This window comes from Ralstonia sp. 1B3 (genome assembly GCF_036631435.1).
The window spans coordinates 41,247-61,415 of the sequence record NZ_JAPNUG010000041.1 but is presented as its reverse complement, the minus strand read 5'-3'; the positions used below and the strand labels follow the sequence as shown (position 1 = coordinate 61,415).

Genomic DNA, 20,169 nt, shown 5'->3' with positions numbered 1-20,169 from the left:
TCAGGCCAGCTTGCACTGCGTCTGCTCGACCGGCAGGAACGCCTTGCCGACGGCGACCACTTCGGCGAAGTCGTCCTTGTCCTTCATGCGGTTCTTGGGCTTGCCCTTGAGCAGGTAGTAGTTCTTGAGCACCTGGTGGTCGGCCGCGCGAATTTCTTCGGGGCCCGTCAGGCCGTCGTACTTCATGCCCTGCAGCGCGGCAATCACGGCCTTCGGCTCGGCGCTGCCGGCCTTGGCCATCGCGTCGAGCAGGATCTTCGTGCAGGTGTAGGAGCCGGCGAGGCTGTAGTTGGGGTTGGTCTTGAACGCGGCCTGCGTGCGCTTCACGAGATCGCGGTTGGCGGGCGTATCGACGTCGTGCCAGTACTGCGCGCCGAAGTACACGCCATCGCACAGATCGGCGCCAAGCGATTCGAACTGCTCCAGTCCAGACGCCCACGCCACCAGGATCGTCGTGTTCTTCTTCATGCCGAAGCTCACCGCCTGGCGCAGCGTGTCGGACGATTGCGAGCCGAAGTTCAGGATCAGCAGCACGTCGGGCTTGGCAGCCATTGCGTTGGTCAGGTAGCCGCTGAATTCCTTCTCGGTGAGCGCGTGATAGCTGTTGCCCACATGCTCGATGCCCTTTTCCTTGAAGATGTTCTTGGCCGCCGACAGCAACCCGTCGCCAAACACGTATTGCGGCGTGATCGTGTACCAGCGCTTGGCCTTGGGCATCGATTCGATCAGCGGGCGCACGGTGCTCGATGGCGCCGTACGTCGGCACCGACCAGCGGAAGGTCGCGCGGTTGCAGTCCTTGCCGGTAATTTCATCGGCGCCCGCGGTCGTGATGAACACCCCGCCGAACTTCTCCGCCTCCTTGCCCATCGCCAGCGATTCGGACGACAGGATGCCGCCCGCGAAGTAGCGCGCGTTCTGCTGCGAGCTCCTGGACCTTGCGCACGGCCGTGGCCGGCTTGCCTTCGGTGTCGAGCACGCTATATACCAGCGGCCGGCCCAGCACCTTGCCGTATTGCTCCACGGCCAGCTTCATGCCGAGGTCGGCGAACTTGCCGTTGGCGGCGAACGGGCCGGACATCGGCACCGGACAGCCCAGTTCGATGGCGTCGGCAGCCCACGCAGAACGGGCCTGCAGCAGCGACGCGGGCACGGCCGACAACGCCGCCAGTTTGAGCAAGTCTCGACGATTCAAAGCGCACTCCTTGGGTTCGTGGATACAGAACAGCGCTCGGAGCCACCACCGGCGGCAGCTTCCTCCTAGCCTTGACCGGCGAGGTTTTCGCCGACCATCACGTCGAGCAAGAACCAGACCAGTTTCTTATATTTGTTATGATAAATAGGCGAAATCATCATAGAAGCCGCCTCCACGCCGCGTCAACGACGACGAGGTCGGTGTTACGCCAAGGTGTGTGCGATGGAGGTGCCGGGCGACGATGCGGATACGCGGTGCGTGCGCACGATCGAAGGGCATGCATGCACCACGTCGGGCAGGCCGTGCAGCACAACCCGGCAGTTAGAATGCGCGCAACAAGGAACGGACATTCATGGCCACACTCGGACCAGGCAAGACGGCGTCGATCGGCATCCGCAAGCAGAAGCGCGCCGACCTCGTTGCAGAAGAACTGAAGCGGCTCATCACGCAGCGCAACCTCAAGCCCGGCGACAAGCTGCCACAGGAGGTCAAGCTGCAGGAGACCTTCGGGGTCAGCAAGGGCACCATCCGCGAGGCACTCAAGTCATTGGAGGTGCAAGGCCTGGTGAGTGTGAGCACGGGCCCCGCGGGCGGCGGCACCATCGTCGAGGTACCGTTGGACCGCACGTTCCAGCTCATGCAGAACTATCTGTTCTTCAAGGACATCGGCATTGTGGACGTGTACACCGTGCGGTGTCTGCTTGAACCTGAACTGGCTGCAGGCGCGGTACCGCACCTCACCGAAGACGATTTCCGGGCGCTCGAGCACACCATCGACCTGTGCGACCCGGCTTCCGCCAAGGCCGCTGCGCCGCTCGACCAGCGTCAGGAAGATCTGAGCTTTCACGACATCCTGGCTGCGGCCAATCCCAATCCGATGCTGCGGTTCTGCTGCGAGCTGATCAACGAGATGATCCGGCAGCTTGTGGTGTTCGGCAACGAAACCTCGCCGAAGGATCACGCGAAGTTCGGCGCATCCAATGTCAAATTCCACCGACAGATTCTCGATGCGGCCCGCGCGCGCGACGCCGACACCGTGCGTGAACTCATGAGTACGCACATGGACGACTGCACGCATCACGTCACGCGCATGAAGGGCCGCGTGCACGGCCGCCTCGTGCTGGACTCCGAGATGCCGCGCCGCCATCGGCCGCTGATCGACGAACACGACCACAGCGACGGCAGCGGCCACAGCGAAGACGACGCGTGACGGCTCAGTAAGTCTTGTAGGGCAGGAACTTGCCGCTCATGACGATGCGCACGCGATCGCCCTTCGGGTCGGGCTCGCGGGTGAGGTCCATGTTGAAATCGATGGCGCTCATGATGCCGTCGCCAAACTCTTCGTGGATCAGCGCCTTGAATGTCGTGCCGTACACGCTGATGAGTTCGTAGAAGCGATAGATCAGCGGGTCGGTCGGCACGGCCGTCGGGAGCGAGCCTTTGTACGGCGGCACCTGCAGCAGCGCGACGGCCTCTTCCGGCAATTCCAATGCCGCGCCCACGGCCTTGGCCTGTGCTTCAGTCAACGTCATCTGGCCGAGCAGCGCAGCGGTGCTCCACTCCCTTGCTATGGCCGATCACCTCGGCCAACTGGACCCAGCTCAACTGCTTCCTGATCTTCTGCAGGACGATCATTTCGGTCACATCTTCGCGTTGCATATCGGCACCTCCAATGGGTTGAGGAAACGGCGCGCAACATGAGCAAGGTCGATGCCATGTACGAAGCCCGGTGACCCGGGCGGGGCTCGCTCGGGCGGCACCGATTTTTGCGCCGCAACATCGGGCCGCGCGATCCACGGCACAGCGTCCAACGCCACCCGAACTAGGGCAAACCCCGAGATTGACAGCGCTGTCAATTGTGGCCATTCTTGCGTCCGTCGGCCCGCCACACTATTCAGAAGAGAACGCTGACACCGCTGTCACGCATGACAGCCGGTCCAATATCAGGAGACAGTCCATGGAGCTTGAAGCCGCACGTCCGGCCGCACGTCGTCAATCCCGCAACACGCGCTTTGGTCAACGCGTCGGCGCGTCGGCCATTGCAGCCGCCGTACTCGCGCTGGGCGCAGGCAGTGCCCACGCGTATGACATCACCACCAGCCCGTATCTGACCGGCGACTGGGGCGGCCTGCGCACCCGTCTGGCCGAACAGGGCGTGACCTTCAACCTCGGCTACGGCAGCGAAGTTGCGCACAACTTCAGCGGCGGTACCGAACATCTCACGCGCTACACCGATCAATGGGTCATCGGTACGGCGCTGGACCTGCAGAAACTTGTCGGCTGGCAGGGCGCCACGTTCCAGGCCACCGTCACCGACCGCAACGGCCGCAACCTCGGCAGCGATGCGAACATCGGCAACAACATGCTGATCCAGGAAGTCTATGGCCGCGGCCAGACCTGGCACCTGACGCAGTTCTGGCTGAACCAGAAGCTGCTCAACGACCGCCTGGAAATCAAGGCCGGCCGCGTGACGGTGGGTGAAGACTTCTTCTCGTTCTCGTGCGATTTCCAGAACCTGACGTTCTGCGGCTCGCAACCGGGCAACCTGGTGGGCGGCTACTGGGTGAACTGGCCGACCAGCCAGTGGGGCGCACGCGCCAAGGTGCACACCTCGGCCGAAACCTATGCGCAGATCGGCGTGTACCAGGTCAACCCGAACTACGTGGATGACGGCTGGGCCCGCCGCAACGGCTGGAAGCTGAACAACCCCGGCGGCACCACCGGCGCGCTGATTCCGCTGGAATTCGGCTGGATGCCCACCATCGAGGGCCGCCCGGGCACGTACCGCGCAGGCGTCTGGTACAACACCTCGAACGGCAAAGACCTGTACGAAGACGTGAACGGCAACGCCCGCGGCATCACCGGCCTGGACGCCAAGCAGCGCAACGGCCAGTACGGCGTCTACCTGAACCTGCAGCAGCAGATCACGGGTGCACCCGACGGACGCGGCGCCACGGTGTTCCTGAACTTCTCGCAGGCCGATCGCAACACCGCGCAGACCGATCATCAGATCTCGGTGGGCGTGCAGTACAAGGGGCCGTTCGATCGCCTGTCCGACACGGTGGGCTTTGCCGTGGGTGCTACGCACAATAACGGCCGCTACGCCGACTTTGTCCGTCAGACAAATGCCCGCACCGGCGCCAATACCGTGGTGGGTGACGGTTACGAATACGTGAGCGAGCTGTATTACAGCTGGTCGCCGGTGAAGTCTGTGTACTTCCGTCCTAATCTGCAGTACATCCTTCATCCGGGCGGCACTTCGCAAAACAAGAATGCCTTCGTCGTCGGCCTGAAGACCGGCGTCACGTTCTAAGCACGCACTTGCGCACAATAGGAGACCTTTCATGATTTCCCGCGTACTGAATACCCTCGCCGCTGCGGCGGTCCTGACCTTCGCCGCCACCTCGGCCCACGCCAGCAAGGAAGCGCCGGTGATCGGCTTCTCGATCGACGACCTGCGCGTGGAGCGCTGGACGCACGACCGCGACTACTTTGTCGAATCGGCCAAGAAACTGGGCGCGACCGTCAACGTGCAGTCGGCCAACGCCAACGAAGCCAAGCAGATCGCCCAGATCGAAAACCTGATCGCCCAGAACGTCGACGTGCTCGTGATCGTGCCGTTCAACTCCAAGGTGCTGGGCAACGCCATCGCCAGCGCCAAGAAGAAGGGCATCAAGGTGGTGTCGTATGACCGCCTGATCCTGAACGCCGACATCGACGGCTACGTGACCTTTGACAACGTGAAGGTGGGCGAGCTGCAGGCGCAGGGCGTGGTCAAGCTCGCGCCGAAGGGCAACTATTTCCTGCTGGGCGGCGCCGCGACCGACAACAACGCACGCCTGCTGCGCGAAGGCCAGATGAAGGTGCTCAAGCCGTACGTCGACAAGGGCGACATCAAGATCGTCGGCGAGCAGTGGACGCCGGAGTGGGACCCCTCCAAGGCGCAGAACATTGTTGAAAACGCGCTGACCGCGAACAACAACAACATCCAGGGCATCGTTGCCTCCAACGACGGCACGGCCGGCGGCGCGATCCAGGCGCTGGCACGCCAGAAGCTGGCGGGCAAGGTGCCAGTGTCGGGCCAGGACGCCGACTTGGCCGCCGTCAAGCGCGTGGCCGAAGGCACGCAGGCCATGACGGTGTACAAGCCGATCAAGCAGATCGCCGCCACCGCAGCCGAGATGGCCGTCGACCTCGTGAAGGGCACGACGCCGAAGTTCAACACCAAGCTGAACAACGGCAAGAAGGACGTCGACACCGTGCTGCTGACCCCGACGCTGCTGACCAAGGACAACCTGGACAGCACCGTCGTCAAGGATGGCTTCTATACGCATCAGCAGATCTTCGGCAAGTAAGCCGCCGGTGCAGTGGTCAGTCGTAGTCAGTAGGAGAACGCCATGAGCAGTAACGGCACCCTGTTCGAAATGCGCAACATCGTGAAGTCGTTCTCGGGTGTGCGCGCGCTCGACGGCGTCAGCCTGGCAGTGAAGCCGGGCGAGTGCGTCGGTTTGTGCGGGGAGAACGGCGCCGGGAAATCGACCCTCATGAAGGTGCTGTCGGGGGTCTACCCCTACGGCACCTTCGAAGGCGAGATCCTGTGGGAAGGTGAGCCGCTGCACGCACATTCCGTGCGCGACAGCGAGCGCGCCGGCATCGTCATCATCCATCAGGAGTTGATGCTGGTGCAGCAGCTCTCCGTCACGGAGAACATCTTCCTCGGCAACGAGATCACCAAGCCGGGGGCCGCATGGACTACGACGCCATGCACGCCAAGGCAGAAGAACTCCTCGCCCGCCTGCGCCTGACCGATGTGAACGTGGCCGCGCCCGTGATGAACTACGGCAGCGGCCACCAGCAGCTCTTCGAGATTGCCAAGGCGCTGGCCAAAAACGCGCGCCTGCTGATCCTGGACGAACCGACCTCGTCGCTGTCCGCCAAGGAAATCGAGGTGCTGCTGTCCATCATCGACGACCTCAAGCGCAGCGGCGTGGCGTGCGTCTACATTTCGCACAAGCTCGATGAGGTCAAGCGCGTGTGCGACACCGTCACCGTCATCCGCGACGGCAAGCACATCGGCACGCGCCCCGCCGCCGACATGACCATCGACAACATCATCACGATGATGGTCGGCCGCGAAATGACATCGCTGTTCCCGAAGGTGGAACACACCGTGGGCGAAGTGGTGATGGAAGCGCGCAACGTCACCTGCTGGGATGTCACCAACCCCAACCGCAAGCGCACCGACAACGTGAGTTTTGCCGTGCGCCGCGGCGAGATTCTCGGCATTGCCGGCCTGGTCGGCGCGGGGCGTACGGAGATGGTGTCCGCGCTGTTTGGCGCCTACCCCGGCCGCTCCACCGCCGAGATCATCATGGAGGGCAAGCCGGTCAAGGTCGGCTCGCCGGCGGAAGCGATTGCCAACGGCATCTGCCTCGTCCCGGAAGACCGCAAGCGCCACGGCATCGTCCCGCTGATGGCCGTGGGCGAAAACATCACGCTGGCCACGCTGGCCCAGTACGCGCGCGGTTTGCGTGTCGACAAGGGCGCCGAACTGACCACCGTCGACCGCGAAATCAAGCGCCTGCGCATCAAGACGGCCAGCCCGGCGCTGTCGATTGCCAGCCTTTCCGGCGGCAACCAGCAGAAGGCCGTGGTCACGAAGATGGTGCTGGCGATGCCGAAGGTGCTCATCCTCGATGAGCCCACGCGCGGCGTGGATGTCGGCTCCAAGTACGACATCTACAAGATGATTGCCGACCTGGCCGCCAGCGGCGTGGCGATCATCATGGTCTCTTCCGAGATGCCGGAAATCCTTGGCATGAGCGATCGTGTCCTGGTCATCGGCGAGGGCCAATTGCGCGGCGACTTCGTCAATCAAGGCCTGACCCAGGAGCGCATCCTGGCTGCTGCAATCAACGCTGAACCCGGCCGCCAAGCGGCTTGAATTGCCATGTCCAATATCCTGCAATCCCAACTCGCCCGCCAAAGCGGCGGCAACGGCGGCCCGCGCCTGGACGGCCGTGCCATCCAGCAACTGTTCGTGCGCTACAAGGTGCTGGCGCTGCTGCTGGCCGTGGCGCTCATCTGGGTCTTCTTCTACTTCCAGACCAGCGGCACGTTCCTCAAGCCCAACAGCATCTCCAACCTGTTCCTGCAGATGTCGGTCACGGGCATGCTGGCCTGCGGCATGGTGTTCGTCATCATCGCGGGGGAGATCGATCTTTCGGTCGGCTCGCTGCTTGGCCTGCTGGGCGGCCTAGTCGCCATCCTGACCGTCAACCTCGGGTGGAACACCTGGCTGGCCGTGGGCACGGTGCTTGTGGCGGGCGCGGCCATCGGCGTGGTCAACGGCTTCATCACGACCAAGCTGCGGGTGCCGTCGTTCATCGTCGGCCTGGGCGGCATGCTGGCGTTCCGCGGCCTGCTGCAGTGGAGCACCGACAGCGTGACGATCGCCCCGGTGCCCGACGATCTCGGCAACCTTGCGCAGAGCTTCGTGCCGGCATGGCTGTCGTGGTCGCTCGCCGCCGTCATCGTTGCCGGTTCCGTTGTGCTGACCGTGCTGCGCCGCCGCGAGCGTGCCCGCCTGTCGCTCTCGCTCACGCCGATGTGGGCTGACGCGCTGAAGCTGCTGGCGATCGCCGCCGCATCGTTTGGTTTTGTCGCGGTGCTCAACGACGCCAGCGGCGTGCCGCTGCCGGTGCTGATTCTGCTGGTGCTTCTGGCCATCTTCTCGTACGTCGCAACGCAAACCGTCTTCGGCCGTCACGTCTATGCAGTGGGCGGCAACATGGAAGCCACGCGCCTATCCGGCGTGAACGTCGGCCGCGTCAAGCTCTTCGTGTTCGTGCTGATGGGCCTGATGTGCGCCTTCGCGGGCATCATCACCACCGCGCGTTCCGCGGCGGGTTCGCCCTCGGCAGGTGTGGGCGGCGAACTGGATGCCATCTCGGCCTGCTTCATCGGCGGCACGTCGATGCGAGGCGGTTCGGGCACCGTCTACGGCGCACTGATCGGCGCGCTTGTCATGGCCAGCCTCGACAACGGCATGCAGCAGATGAACGTCGACGCCTCGTGGCAGATGATCGTCAAGGGCGTGGTGCTGGTGGTCGCGGTGCTGATCGACGTGCTGTCGGGCTCCAATCGCGGCTGACGATAGCAGAGCCCTCATCACTCAGGGCCCGCCCGGGGCCCTTCCCGATCTGGAACGATACGGCGGCGCGCGACGGTGTAGCAGCGCCAGCCGCCGGTCGCCCCTTCCTTTTTCTCATCCCGAACAGAATCCGACATCGTGGCTGACTACCAAACCCCTGCTCGCGTTCTTGTGACCGGCGTCGCCGGCAACCTGGGCCGCAAGGTCGTCGAGGCACTGGCCTCCGCCCCGTGGTGCACGTCCATCATCGGCGTCGACTGGGTTGAACAGAACGTCGAGTTCTCCCCGCAAGCGGCCCAACGTTTCCAATGGGTCAAGGCCGACCTCACGCAAGCCGATGGCGCATGGACTGAGCTGCTCGGCAACGTCGATGCGGTCATCCACCTGGCCGCCATCCACTCCACGCCAGACGCAACGTGGGAACAGGCGCTGGCCTCTTACGGCATGACGCTCAACGTGCTGCAGGCCGCGGCCACGCACGGTGTGCGCCGCTTCGTGTTTGCGTCGTCCAACCACGCGATGGGCGCGTACAAGGACCAACCCCTGGCCGGCACCATCGGCCCCGGCAAACTCACCGCCGAGCTGCCCCCCGCGCCGGGCACGCGCTGGAATAACGGCACCGAAGACGTCTACTCGCTCGCCTATGGAACCTCCAAGGCAATGGGCGAACGTCTGTGCAACGCTGTGGGCGCCGTCTCGAAGGCCAATGGCGGCAAGCTGTCGATCGTGTCGCTGCGCATCGGCTGGGCGCTGCCTGACGAGAACGACCCCAACGACATCAACTATTCCGGCACCGCCGGCACGCCCGTGCCAACCGAGTTGCCCGACGAAGCCAGCCGCGTCGCACTGCGCTGGTTCCGCAACATGTGGCTCTCGAATGGGGATCTGCGCAGGCTGTTCCTCTGCTCCGTCACGGCCGACCCGGCACGCTGGCCGGCGCCGGCCATCGTCGTGAACGGCGTGTCGAACAACCAGGGAATGGATTGGGGTCTGGAGACTGGGCGCGAGTTGCTGGGGTATGAGCCGCAGGATGATTTGTATGGGTTGATCCGGCAGCCTGTCTAAGTTAACGCACGGGCTCAACGCGCCGGCGCACAAGTCGATTCCCGAATCACCAGCTCATACTGCAGATTCTCGTGCACCGAATGCGGCTTCAGCCCCGGCAGGTGCGGGCGGTGAATCGCGATGAGCTGCTCGACAGCCGCATGCGCCATCGCCTGGATCGGCTGGCGCACCGTGGTGAGGGCCGGCCAGAGCTGGCGTGAGAGCGGCGTGTCGTCGTAGCCGCAAATGGAAAGTTCCTCGGGCACCTTGATGCCCCGTGCCTGGGCCACCCGGAGCACGCCGGCGGCCATGTCGTCGTTGCCGGCAAAGATGGCGGTCGGGCGCGGCTCGCAGGACAGCAGCCGCTCAGCGCAGGCTACGCCCGATTCGAACGAGTGCTCGCCCTGCTCGACCAGCCGTTCGTCGACTTCGATACCGGCCTGCGCCATCGCATCGCGATAGCCGAATACCCGCTGATACGCCGCCCCGTGGGCGGGATCGCACACCACGAAGCCGATGCGGCGATGGCCGAGCCCGATCAGGTGCAGCGTCATGTCGCGCGCGGCGGCGCGGTCTTCGGTGTTGACGGACAACCCCTTGTGCTCGCGATCGGCAGGGGCCAGGCGCACGTAGTCGATGCCGGCTTCATCCAGCGCCGTGATCAGCGACGGCACGTCCGACACCGGCGGCGTCAGGATGATGCCGGCCAGGGCACGCTGGCGCGCACTCTGGATGATCTGGTCGGCGAGGTTCGGATCGCGGTAGTTGCACGGCGTGAGCAGCAGGCTGTAATCGAGCGCCTGGCAGGCTTCGAGCGCGCCGTGCTGGATGTTGACGATGTAGTTGTCGGAGGGGTTGTCGTAGACGAGCGCGATGATGTCGGCGCGCTTGCTGGCGAGTCGCCGCGCAGCTGGATTGGGCCGGTAGTCGAGCGCCTGCATCGCCTCGACCACCTTCGCACGCGTCTTCTCGCTGATGTTGGGCTCGTGATTCAGCACGCGCGAGACGGTCTTGATGGACACGCCCGCATGCGCGGCAACATCATCGACAGTGACGGCTCCGGCGTTGCGCTTCATGGTCTGACGATGGTCTGGCGAGAGTGGTTCTGGAACACGGAACGGCGCCATCACGCGCCCGTCAATGTGTTCGATTTTACCGCCAACCCCCACGCGGCGCGGCCGAAAAACTAACGGGCACTCAGTCCCGAACGGCCAATCGGCAGCCGGACGATGCCTTGCGCCAGGCTCACGCCGAGCAGAACGAGACCGCCGCCGATCCAGTGATAGCCGTGCACCGTTTCACCCAGCATCACGGCAGCCATGCCGGCCGTGAAGACCGGCATCAGGTTCATCAACACGGCCGTACGCTCGCTGCCGATGCGCTTGAGCCCTTGCATCCACAGATACGACGCGGCGATCGACGAGGCGATGCCCGCATAGACCACCAGCCCGATGCCCTTGGCCGGCACGGCCAGGGTATGCGCCGTCATGGCCAGCGGCACGAGCATCACGACGGCCATCAGCACCTGCACGTACAGGTTGAGCCACTGCCCGAACGGGAACGCCCAACGGCGATAGAGGATGTTGTAGAGCGCATATGCCGTGGCGCCGGCAAGCACGAGCACGTCGCCGTGGTTGATGCCGCCATCGAACAGGTTGGCCGGCTCGCCGCGCCCCAGCAGATACAGCACGCCCAGGAGCGACACCACCACGCCCGTCACCGCCTGCGCGCCGACAGGCTGGCGAAATACCCCCACGTTCAGGATCAGGCCCAGCATCGGGACCAGCGCGCCGATCACGCCCATGTTGGTCGCGCTCGTGCTGTGCGCGGCGTAATACGCCAGGCATTGGTACATCACCATGCCGAGCAGTGCGAGCACCGCAAAGGGACGCCACTGCGCCAGCACAGCCCGACGTTGGCGCCACAGCGGCCGCGCGCAGAACGGCGTAAGCACGACAGCCGCCAGCAACCACCGGTAGAACGAAATGGCCGCAGGGTCCACAACGCCGGCCGCGGCTTTCGACACGATTGTGTTGGCGGCCCAGATCAGCACCGCCAGCAAGGGATACAGCACAGGCACAGCGGCCTCCTCGAGCACTGGAAGACCGGTGTAGTAATGTCCGGTTCAAAACATATACTTCAAACCAGACAACCTCACCCCGCGAAAGCGACAACCGTGGCCGACACCCCGTACACCGCCTACCGCGAAGCCGATCTACGGGTGCCCAAGGGCGCTCCGTTCTACTTTCGCTACGACCATTTCGCGCCCGAAACCGATATCGAGCCGCACACGCACCCGTGGGGTCAGATCAACCGCATCAGCCTCGGGCTGATGGAGGTGGTGGTCGATGGCCGCCGGCTGACGGCGCCTGCGGAATACGTGATCTGGGTGCCAGCCAACCAGCCGCATTCGGCATCGATCCGGCAGGCGACGGATTTCCTCTCGGTGTACATGGCCGAGCCGCTTGCGCAGCGGCTACCGCCCATGGCCTGCCTGATTCCGCAAACGCCGCTGGTGCGTGCGCTGTTCGAAGACTTCGCCACGCGCCGCGTCACCGCCATGGCCGACGAATGGGACTTGCGCCAGTTCGAGTTGCTGGTCGAAACGCTGGTGCGCGCCGGCCACGCCGACAGCTACCTGCCCGACAGCACCGACCGCCAGCTGGAGCCCATCCTGCAGGCCATCCGCCTGGACCCGGCCGACACCACCACGCTGCAGCAATGGGCCGAGCGCGTGCACAGCACCGAGCGCACCCTTGCGCGCCGCTTCCAGACCGAACTCGGCATGAGCTTCGTGCAATGGCGCAACCGCGTGCGCCTGCTGCGGGCGCTGGTCTGGCTCAAGGAAGATCGATCGGTGCAGGACATTGCGCTCGCGCTCGGCTACGGAGCACCCTCGGCGTTCATTGCGATGTTCCGCAAGCAGGTGGGTTTTTCGCCGGAGCGCTATCGACGGCAGATGTGCGGCGAGACCGAACGCCCCGCCCTGCACATCACCGATCAGGCCGCAAGGTAAGCGGGCGCATCGCTCGAAAGCGATTGCTTCACGTTGCGGCCAACCTCATCGACGAGCACCTCGTCGCGGCCGTCCGCCAGTGCGCGCAGCACTTCAGCAACGACCTGCTCAGGCGTCGACTTCGGTGCAGCCACGCCGGCCGTCATGTCGGTATCGATGTAGGCCGGGTGCACGCCCACCACGCGCGTCCCCTGGCTACGCAGCTCGTGCCGCAAGCCATTGGTGAGCGCCCAGGCCGCGGCTTTCGATGCGCTGTAGGCCCCGCTACCCGGCAGCGCCACCCAGCTCAGCACCGACAGCACGTTCACAACGACGCCGCCGCCATTGCGCTTGAGCACCGGCGCAAACGCCTGCGTGACAGCCAGCAGGCCCCACACGTTCACGTCGAAGATCCTGTGGATCGCGCCGATGTCGCCGGAGGCAAGCAAGGATGCCGGCTGCATGATGCCTGCGTTATTGATGACCACATCAACGTCCGTCAGCGCTGCTGCTGCGGCGGTGATCGACTCCGCGTCGGTCACATCGAGGCGCACGGCCTCTACGCCCGGCTGCGTGACGGACTGCGGGTCGCGGGCACCCGCATAGACCTTGGCCGCACCGGCGGCCAGCGCCTGCGTGAACTGCCGTCCCAAGCCACGATTGGCGCCCGTCACAAGAATGGTCTTGCCTTTGATATCCATGTCGATCTCCATATGTGCATATGCACAGTTTTACTGCAAAAAAATGCGCCGTTGCCCGGCGCGGGTTCAAGTCGTGGTGAGGGCAAACAGGGCTTCGCGAAGCGCGCTGGCCCGTTCAGCCCCGAATTTGTCGTCAATCTCCTGCTGGGCCGCCCGCCAATGCGTCTCGGCGGCTTTGAGCAGCGCCAGCCCCCGTGGCGTCAGATGCAACGCCGTCGCACGTCCTGTGGATGCGGCCTTCTGGACGAGCAAACCATCGCGCTGCATCGGTTGCAGGGCGCGCACGAGGGTGGTTCGATCCATCACCAAGGCTTCGGCCACCGACGCCATCGTCGGTTCAGCGGCGGCCGTGGCAATTGCGACGAGCACCGAAAACTGCGACGACGTCAGTCCGACCTCGCCCAGATGGCGGTCGTAAAGCTGCGTGACATAACGCGCCGCCTGACGGACGGCGAGCGCGGTGCACTTGGGGGTTTCAGGTAACTGCGACATGCGCTGCAGTTTATCAGTGCATATGCACATGTCAAGCGATTCCATGTCGGACGATATCGATTCAAGCCAGCAAAAAGACTGTGTGCCTCGCTGACAGGAGGCTGGATGGTGCGCGCGGCACAACTCAAAACAATTGTGAGAAACCGCGCCGCATCGCCGTTTGCGGGCCGCAGCGTCCTTTAGAATTCGCTCTGTTGCAGATTTGGAAGTCCACACATGCGCACACCACGGTTCGCATCTGCCCGGATGCTGGGCAGCGCGCTCGCCCTGAGCACGTTGGCACTCAGCGGCTGCAGTTCGCTGATGTCGGAAGGCACGACCGCCGCGGCCGGTATCGGCGGTGCGGCCCTCGCCGCCAAGGTGACCGACAACGCGGCCGTGGCCACCGGCATCGGCTTGGGCGTACAAGCCGGCGCACGGGCCGCGTTGCAGCACAGCCAACGCGTGGTCCACACCGAAACCCAAGACCACATCGCGCAGATCGCCGGGGCGCTGGCCGACAACGCCGTCGGCAACTGGCAGGTCAAGCACCGCATTCCCTTGGAGCCCGACGAACACGGCCGTGTGGTGGTCACGCGTTCGATCAACGGGCCGCTCATCAACTGCAAGGAAATCCTTTTTACCGTCGACGGAATGGAAGACGGCGCGGCAAAGGTCGACTTCTTCGTCGCCTCGATCTGCCATGACGGCAAGCAATGGAAGTGGGCGACGGCAGACCGGCCACGGCGCGATGGGGATCGCTGCAATGAGCCGCGCGCGCTGGGTTGTTACAGCGTGTGCGGCCTGATGGCTGGCTTGATGGCCGGCTGCTCCTCGGTCGGGCCGTTGACCGGCGCCGCAGCGGGCGTGGCCACCGGCACTGTCACGGGCAACCCGGCGGTGGCCTATGGCGTGGCGGTGTCGGTCAACGCCGCGACCGATGCATCGATCAAATATGCGACGCGCAAATGGGCCGCCAGCGAGCAGGATGCGCTAGCCATGGCCGTCGGACGGTTGAGCGACAGCACGCCTTCACTCAACTGGTCGCTCGAACGCATGATGGGCTTCACCAAGGCGCACGGCCAGGTTGTGCTCGTGCGCACGTTCACGACACCGCTAGCCACCTGCCGCGAGGCCGTCCTGACCGTTCAGGATGCGCTCGCACCCAAGAACGCGCCCGGCGCCGGTTACACGATCTATGCGTGTCAGAACGGCAGCACATGGCAATGGGCCAACGCCGAGCCCGCCGTGCCGCGCTGGGGCAACCTGCAGTAGCGCGCATCGTCCTGCAGGACTTGGCAGCCGGGCGCGCGGCATTCGCGCAGACGCTCACCGGCGCCGAATTAAGCATCGGTCAGACGAGACATTAGAAAGTTTCACCCCAGATTGTTGGAGAACGAGCCGTTCTGGGGGATGCGCATTCTGCGCGCTCTCTCTACGATGCGGGCGCGCATCGGTGCGGGGGCAGCGCAGCAGGCAATCGCGCTGTGGCATCGAAGCGGCTTTCCCAACTCCAATCAATAAAAGGACTTTCATGTTTCGCATTCTCGTATCCGGTATTGCGCTTTCTCTTGCCCTGTCCGGCTGCGCGGTCAGCGTGGGCAGTGGAACGGGCGTTGACAAGATTGCCGACGCCACGCAGGAATCGTTGCAAAAGCAATTCGTCCCTGGCGTGGCCAAGCGCGAGGACGTAGCGCTCGAGCTCGGCGCACCGAGCGACAAGGCTGCCGCCGGCGGTCTCGACATCTGGAACTATCGTTACGCGCGAAACGCGGCGATCGGCGTTGTGTTTGTCGGGATTCCGATTGGTTCCAAGAAGATCGCCTCGTTCTACTTCGACGATGCAGACGGCGTGCTTAAGAAGATCGAGTACAAAGTCCTGCAGCAGTAACCCTGTCCCACCTGTGCCGCTCGCCAACTCGCGCGGGCGGCAGGGCCGACGCACCCTCCCCCAGTCCATCAATTCCCCCAACTGCAACGCGCAAATGCGTCTGCTTGTGCAATTTAATACGAATCATTATCATTTGCGTTCTTAATTGAATTGAAGGCTGTCATGCACGGTATTGCCCTCCTCCTCGGGCTGCTGGCCGCCGGCTGCCTGTATGCAGCCGCGCCCAACCAAGTGCTGCTGCTTGCGCCCGCCTCGCGCCTGCGCGGGCGCGTGCTGTGTAGCGTTGCTGCCGCATTGGCGGTCATTGCCGTGGTGTTGTGGAGCGACGTGCTGGGCCGGGCGGGGGCGGTCATCGCCGTGGCGCTGGTGGTCACGGGGGCCTTGTCGCTGTGGCCCATGTTGGGCGCGTGGATGCAACAACGGCGTGCATGCAGCGAGGCGCAGTCATGAACGGCATGGGCACGAAGTGGCTGGCCGGTGCCGTGCTGGGGCTGCCGCTGTCGATTGCGCTGTGCTCGCTGGCGATCCTGTGGCTGCCGGGCGGCTGGGAGAGCGGCGTCATCGCGGCGTTGCTCGCCTGCCTGCCGCTGTGGGCGGTGATCATCAGCGTGAGCGTGTTGTTTCCGACCAGTGCCCGTGCGTGGGGCGTGCTCATGGCCGCCAATGCCGTGTCATTCGGCGTGCTGTGGCTGCCGCGCTTGATGGTGACCTGACCTCGCCATGAAATCGACGACCTTACGTCTGTATCAGACGCTGCATACCTGGGTGGGCCTGATGGCGGGCTGGGCGCTATTCATCGCGTTCTTTGCCGGTGCGCTCACGGTATTCCATGAAGAGCTGCATGCGTGGCAGAACCCCCTGCGCGCCGAGCGTGCGGCGGTTGCCACCAGCCCTGCCGATATCGACCGCTTCGTGAACACGCTGGTGCGCACGCATCCGGCCGCTGCGGCCAGCGCGTACGTCATCTTCCCGAACGAGGGCGAACCGGAATTCTCGGCGTATTGGCAGAACAGCAAGGGCGATTGGCAGATGACGACCGGCAGTGGGCTGGCGGCCGGCAAGACCTCGCCGAAAGACCTGTCGATCGAACCCTCGAAGGGCGAGCTGGCCAATTTCCTGAACCGGCTGCACTACTCGCTGGGGCTGGAAGAGCCGGGCATGTACTTCATGGGCGTCATCTCGGTGCTCTACGGCGTGGCGCTCATTTCGGGCGTGCTGCTGCACCTGCCGCGCCTGAAGAAGGATCTGCTGGCCGTGCGCCCGGGGCGCAACCTCAAGCGCTTCTGGATGGACATGCACAACGTGCTCGGACTGTTCAGCCTGCCCTTCCACCTGATCTTTGCGATCACCGCGCCGGTGCTGTGTCTGAGCATCGTGCTGATGACCGTGTTCAACACCGTGGCGCTCAACGGCAAGCTGTTCGACGCGGTGCCGCGTGTGACCACGGCGGCGGGCACGGTGGTGGCCGCCAAGCGCGCCGCGCCCATGCTGCCGGCCGAGCAGCTGCTGGCCCGTGCACGCGAGGCAGCCGGCCCGAATTTCACCGTCAAGTCGATCCACTACCAGCAGATTGGCGATGCGAATGCCGTGGCGGAATTACGCGGCAGCAGCACACGCGCGGTCGGCGACTACGGCTCGGTGGCAATTCACGCAGCGGCCGACCAACCCAACAGCGGCAAGCTCGTCGGCAACCAGACGCCCGATGCGCGCGACACCAATCACGCCCTCTACAGCCTCGTCTACGGCTTGCACTTCGGTACTTACGGCGACATCGCCTTGCGTCTCGCCTATCTGGTGATGGGCCTGGCAGGGGCCTTCGTCTTCTACTCGGGCAACCTGCTGTGGATCGAATCGCGCCGCAAGCAGCGCAAGGCAGAACAACCGCGTCTGCATCAACTGCTGGCCCGCGCCACGGTGGGCGTGTGCGTCGGATGCTGCGTCGGCGTGATGGCGACGTTCCCAGCGGCGCTGCTGTGGCCGGAGCGCTCGGCGGGCGTGACGTACTACACCGTGTTCTTCGCGGCGATGGCCTGGGCGATGCTGCGGCCACCAGCGCGCGGCGCCGTCGAACTGCTGAGCGCTGCCGCCATCGCGGCTGTGCTTGCCCCCGTCACCAACGCCGTCGTGACTGGCGACCACCTGCTGCGCACGATGGCGCGTGGCGACTGGATGGTGGCCGGCTTCGACCTGGGCGCACTGGCGCTCGCGTGCGGCTTTGTCGGCCTTGCGCGTGCGACGCTGCGCCGGGCGCGCCGCGGTGCGCCCGATTCCGTCTGGGCCATGCCGGTGCGCGAATCGCGCGTCGGCAACGACCTGCATCCGAGCGTCGCCAGAGAGCCGTAGCTCCACACGCTCCGCACCAAGAAACCACAACCACCCGCACAGGACTCGCGCATGCCGCCCGTCGGCATGCACGCGACTGCGCACGCCTGCACACAACATTGATTCAGGGGAGCTGATCATGCGAGCCGCTGCTTTACCACCCGCTTCACGCCGTTCCATCAACCGCCTTCGCCCGACGCCGCTGGTACGCAGGCTCGCAGTGGCTTTTGCCGCCATGGGCGCAGGTGCATCAGCCTACGCGCAGCAGAGCACCACGCAGGTCGACCTGCCCGCCACGCAAGTCACCGCCGGCAAATCGGCCGCCTATGGTGCAAAGCAGGCCAGCACCGGCGCACTGGGCGACAAGGCCGTGCTCGATACGCCGTTCACCATCAACGTTGCCACGCAGGAGCTGATCCAGAACCGTCAGGCACAGACCATCGGCGAGGTTTTCAAGGGCGATCCGGCGGTCACCGCCAACAACGACGGCTACATCGGCGAGGCGTCGAACATCACGATCCGCGGCCTGCAGCTCGACCTGCTGGAGGGTTACAAGGTCGACGGTCTGGCCGTCCCCAACTGGGGCAGCGATGTGCCGCTCGAACACTTCGAACGCGTGGAACTGCTCAAGGGCCTGTCGGGTTTCATGTATGGCTTTGGCACGCCGGGCGGCATCGCCAATTTCGTGACCAAACGCCCGACCAACACCTTTGGCGGCAGCGCGACGTTCGGCTTTACCAGCGGCGGCACGCTGAAGGAATCGCTCGATGTCGGCGGACGGTTCGGCCCGACCAAGGCCCTGGGCGCGCGCCTGGGTGTAGTGCATGAAGAAGGCGACACCTTTGTCGACGGCGGCCATATCAAACGCGACTCCGCATCGCTCGCACTTGATGCGCGCATCACGCCCGATCTGCAGTGGTCGTTCGACGGCCTGTACATGCAGCGCAACGTGCAGGGCGCCTACTACGGCATCATCCCCGGCCAGGATTTTGGCGTGCCGGTCACGGAGTTCGTGCGCACGCCGCGCGCGATTGACGGCAGCCAACGCGTGTCGTCGCGCGGGTCGTATTACGAGACCGAAATCAAATCCGTCGGCACCGAACTGAACTGGGCCGCCACGCCAGACTGGAACGTGCGCGCCGCCTATCGCTACACGCAGCAGAACCGAGGCAATGCCGACAGCGCGATCCAGCTGACGGACAACGCGGGCAACTTCAGCGAGCTGCAGTACAGCTCGTACCAGCGCTACCAGTACAGCCAGGCGCAGGTCATGGCCAACGGCAAGGTGCGCACGGGCCCGATCGAGCATGAACTCGTCTTCGGCACCTCGTGGCAGAGCCTCACGCAAGCCACGGGCGGCTTTGCTTCCACGCTGCTCGGCACCGGCAACCTGTACGACACGTCGGCGTTCGTGTCGTCCGGGGCGACACCGATGCGGGTGCCCGCGTCCGACGGTCTGGCTCGCACATCCCGGATCGACCAGACGTCCGTCTTTGCGAGCGATACGGCCAAGTTCAACGAGCACTGGTCGGTGCTGGGCGGGTTGCGCTACACGCGCTTCAACCAGACCGGCTACAACGCCGACGGCAGCACCTCGGCCAAATACACCCGCGAGCCGATCACGCCCACGCTGGCGCTCATGTTCAAACCCGTGCAGCCGGTGACGCTGTACACGAGCTATGTGGAATCGCTTGAAGCCGGCGCCACCGCACCAATCACCGCACTTAACGCCGGCACGGTATTCGGGCCGCTCAAGAGCAAGCAGATCGAGGTCGGCGCCAAGGCGGAACTCCACGACTGGACATTCGGCGCGGCGCTGTTCCAGGTGCAGCGCGGGCTGGCGTATCTGCGGCCGGACAACGTCTATACGCAAGACGGCATGACGCGTTATCGCGGGCTCGAATTGAGCGCGCGTGGCAAGCTCGCGCGGGACTGGACGCTGCTGGGCGGGGTGCTGTTCATGAATTCCGAGAACACGGAGTCTGATGCCTCCGTCCTGGGCAAACGCGCCTACGGCTCACCGCGCTTCAAGGCGACGGCCTATGTGGAATATGCCGTGCCGCCGGTGCCTGGGCTCGTGCTGTCGGCGGGTGGCCAGTACGTCGGCAACTCGGCGCTTGAAGCGGACAACAGCAACATCGTGCCGGGGTATCACACGTTTGATGTGGGGGCGCGGTATTCGACCAAGGTGGGCGGCAAGCCGGTGACGTTGCGGTTCAACGTCGACAACCTGACGAATGAGAAGTACTGGTTGCCAAGTTGGGGTTCATTCTGGTGCAGGGGGCGCCTCGGACGGTTAGGGCTAGTGCTACGGTTTATTTTTGATTTTTTTGTTTTTGTTTTTGTTTTTGTTCTGGTGTTGTTGGTGCGCCCCTTGTTTCATCCCCTGCGGGGCTGAC

At 64.5% G+C, this 20,169-nt stretch carries 17 protein-coding genes and 4 pseudogenes; 15 read left to right on the top strand and 6 right to left on the bottom strand.

Annotated elements, in window-relative coordinates; genetic code table 11:
* Nucleotides 1–1,193: pseudogene (locus OWR21_RS12195) on the bottom strand (ABC transporter substrate-binding protein).
* A 352-nt stretch (nt 1,194–1,545) separates the two neighbouring features.
* On the opposite strand from OWR21_RS12195, the gene OWR21_RS12190 reads away from it, so the two are divergent.
* Nucleotides 1,546–2,403, top strand: coding sequence for a FadR/GntR family transcriptional regulator (locus tag OWR21_RS12190; RefSeq protein WP_332395384.1), 858 nt, complete (start codon nt 1,546–1,548; stop codon nt 2,401–2,403).
* A gap of 4 nt (nt 2,404–2,407) precedes the next feature.
* Here OWR21_RS12190 and cynS read toward each other — a convergent pair.
* A pseudogene (gene cynS, locus OWR21_RS12185) lies at nt 2,408–2,852 on the bottom strand (cyanase).
* A 298-nt stretch (nt 2,853–3,150) separates the two neighbouring features.
* Between cynS and OWR21_RS12180 the strand changes: the two are divergent.
* The 5 genes and pseudogenes from OWR21_RS12180 (at nt 3,151) to OWR21_RS12160 (ending at nt 9,411) form a co-directional block, all read left to right on the top strand.
* The gene (locus tag OWR21_RS12180) at nt 3,151–4,506 is read left to right on the top strand and encodes a carbohydrate porin (protein WP_027679690.1); all 1,356 of its coding nucleotides are present in this window, start codon (nt 3,151–3,153) and stop codon (nt 4,504–4,506) included.
* A gap of 31 nt (nt 4,507–4,537) precedes the next feature.
* The gene (xylF, locus tag OWR21_RS12175) at nt 4,538–5,548 is read left to right on the top strand and encodes a D-xylose ABC transporter substrate-binding protein (RefSeq protein ID WP_147218518.1); all 1,011 of its coding nucleotides are present in this window, start codon (nt 4,538–4,540) and stop codon (nt 5,546–5,548) included.
* Nucleotides 5,549–5,590: 42 nt separating this feature from the next.
* Nucleotides 5,591–7,137 (top strand): annotated as a pseudogene (locus OWR21_RS12170) (xylose ABC transporter ATP-binding protein).
* 6 nt (nt 7,138–7,143) lie between these two features.
* A complete protein-coding gene (locus OWR21_RS12165; RefSeq protein ID WP_147218522.1) occupies nt 7,144–8,346 on the top strand; it encodes a sugar ABC transporter permease in 1,203 nt (400 codons plus the stop codon).
* A 138-nt stretch (nt 8,347–8,484) separates the two neighbouring features.
* On the top strand, nt 8,485–9,411 hold the full coding sequence (locus tag OWR21_RS12160; protein ID WP_332395383.1) for an NAD-dependent epimerase/dehydratase family protein: 927 nt from the start codon (nt 8,485–8,487) through the stop codon (nt 9,409–9,411).
* 14 nt (nt 9,412–9,425) lie between these two features.
* Here OWR21_RS12160 and OWR21_RS12155 read toward each other — a convergent pair whose 3' ends face one another.
* Complete coding sequence (locus OWR21_RS12155) at nt 9,426–10,466, bottom strand: LacI family DNA-binding transcriptional regulator (protein ID WP_332395382.1); 1,041 nt, start codon at nt 10,464–10,466, stop codon at nt 9,426–9,428.
* On the opposite strand from OWR21_RS12155, the gene OWR21_RS12150 reads away from it, so the two are divergent.
* Nucleotides 10,419–10,580 carry a hypothetical protein gene (locus tag OWR21_RS12150; protein ID WP_332395416.1) on the top strand — a complete coding sequence of 54 codons (162 nt, stop codon included), beginning with the start codon at nt 10,419–10,421 and terminating at the stop codon, nt 10,578–10,580. The genes OWR21_RS12155 and OWR21_RS12150 overlap by 48 nt on opposite strands.
* On the opposite strand, the gene OWR21_RS12145 is transcribed toward OWR21_RS12150, so the two are convergent.
* The gene (locus OWR21_RS12145) at nt 10,577–11,470 is read right to left on the bottom strand and encodes a DMT family transporter (RefSeq protein ID WP_332395381.1); all 894 of its coding nucleotides are present in this window, start codon (nt 11,468–11,470) and stop codon (nt 10,577–10,579) included. The genes OWR21_RS12150 and OWR21_RS12145 overlap by 4 nt on opposite strands.
* Nucleotides 11,471–11,566: 96 nt before the next feature.
* Here OWR21_RS12145 and OWR21_RS12140 point away from each other — a divergent pair, with 96 nt between their 5' ends.
* Entirely contained in the window at nt 11,567–12,406 is an 840-nt protein-coding gene (locus OWR21_RS12140) for an AraC family transcriptional regulator (protein ID WP_332395380.1), read from the top strand.
* On the opposite strand, the gene OWR21_RS12135 is transcribed toward OWR21_RS12140, so the two are convergent.
* Nucleotides 12,391–13,086 (bottom strand): SDR family oxidoreductase, encoded by a 696-nt coding sequence (locus OWR21_RS12135; RefSeq protein WP_332395379.1) that lies wholly within the window; start codon nt 13,084–13,086, stop codon nt 12,391–12,393. The genes OWR21_RS12140 and OWR21_RS12135 overlap by 16 nt on opposite strands.
* A 66-nt stretch (nt 13,087–13,152) precedes the next feature.
* Nucleotides 13,153–13,578, bottom strand: a complete 426-nt coding sequence (locus OWR21_RS12130; RefSeq protein WP_332395378.1) for a MarR family winged helix-turn-helix transcriptional regulator — start codon at nt 13,576–13,578, stop codon at nt 13,153–13,155.
* A gap of 246 nt (nt 13,579–13,824) precedes the next feature.
* On the opposite strand from OWR21_RS12130, the pseudogene OWR21_RS12125 reads away from it, so the two are divergent.
* From OWR21_RS12125 to OWR21_RS12095, 7 genes and pseudogenes are all read left to right on the top strand, one after another.
* A pseudogene (locus tag OWR21_RS12125) lies at nt 13,825–14,327 on the top strand (hypothetical protein).
* A 49-nt stretch (nt 14,328–14,376) separates the two neighbouring features.
* A complete protein-coding gene (locus OWR21_RS12120; RefSeq protein ID WP_332395377.1) occupies nt 14,377–14,832 on the top strand; it encodes a hypothetical protein in 456 nt (151 codons plus the stop codon).
* Nucleotides 14,833–15,091: 259 nt separating this feature from the next.
* Nucleotides 15,092–15,448 (top strand): hypothetical protein, encoded by a 357-nt coding sequence (locus OWR21_RS12115; RefSeq protein WP_332395376.1) that lies wholly within the window; start codon nt 15,092–15,094, stop codon nt 15,446–15,448.
* A 162-nt stretch (nt 15,449–15,610) separates the two neighbouring features.
* Nucleotides 15,611–15,898 carry a hypothetical protein gene (locus OWR21_RS12110; protein ID WP_147218533.1) on the top strand — a complete coding sequence of 96 codons (288 nt, stop codon included), beginning with the start codon at nt 15,611–15,613 and terminating at the stop codon, nt 15,896–15,898.
* Nucleotides 15,895–16,161: a hypothetical protein gene (locus OWR21_RS12105; protein ID WP_332395375.1), complete on the top strand. Its 267-nt coding sequence runs from the start codon at nt 15,895–15,897 to the stop codon at nt 16,159–16,161. The genes OWR21_RS12110 and OWR21_RS12105 overlap by 4 nt, the downstream gene beginning before the upstream one ends.
* Nucleotides 16,162–16,168: 7 nt before the next feature.
* Nucleotides 16,169–17,791, top strand: a complete 1,623-nt coding sequence (locus tag OWR21_RS12100; protein ID WP_332395374.1) for a PepSY-associated TM helix domain-containing protein — start codon at nt 16,169–16,171, stop codon at nt 17,789–17,791.
* 118 nt (nt 17,792–17,909) lie between these two features.
* Complete coding sequence (locus OWR21_RS12095) at nt 17,910–20,168, top strand: TonB-dependent siderophore receptor (protein WP_332395373.1); 2,259 nt, start codon at nt 17,910–17,912, stop codon at nt 20,166–20,168.
* Nucleotide 20,169 lies beyond the last annotated feature (1 nt).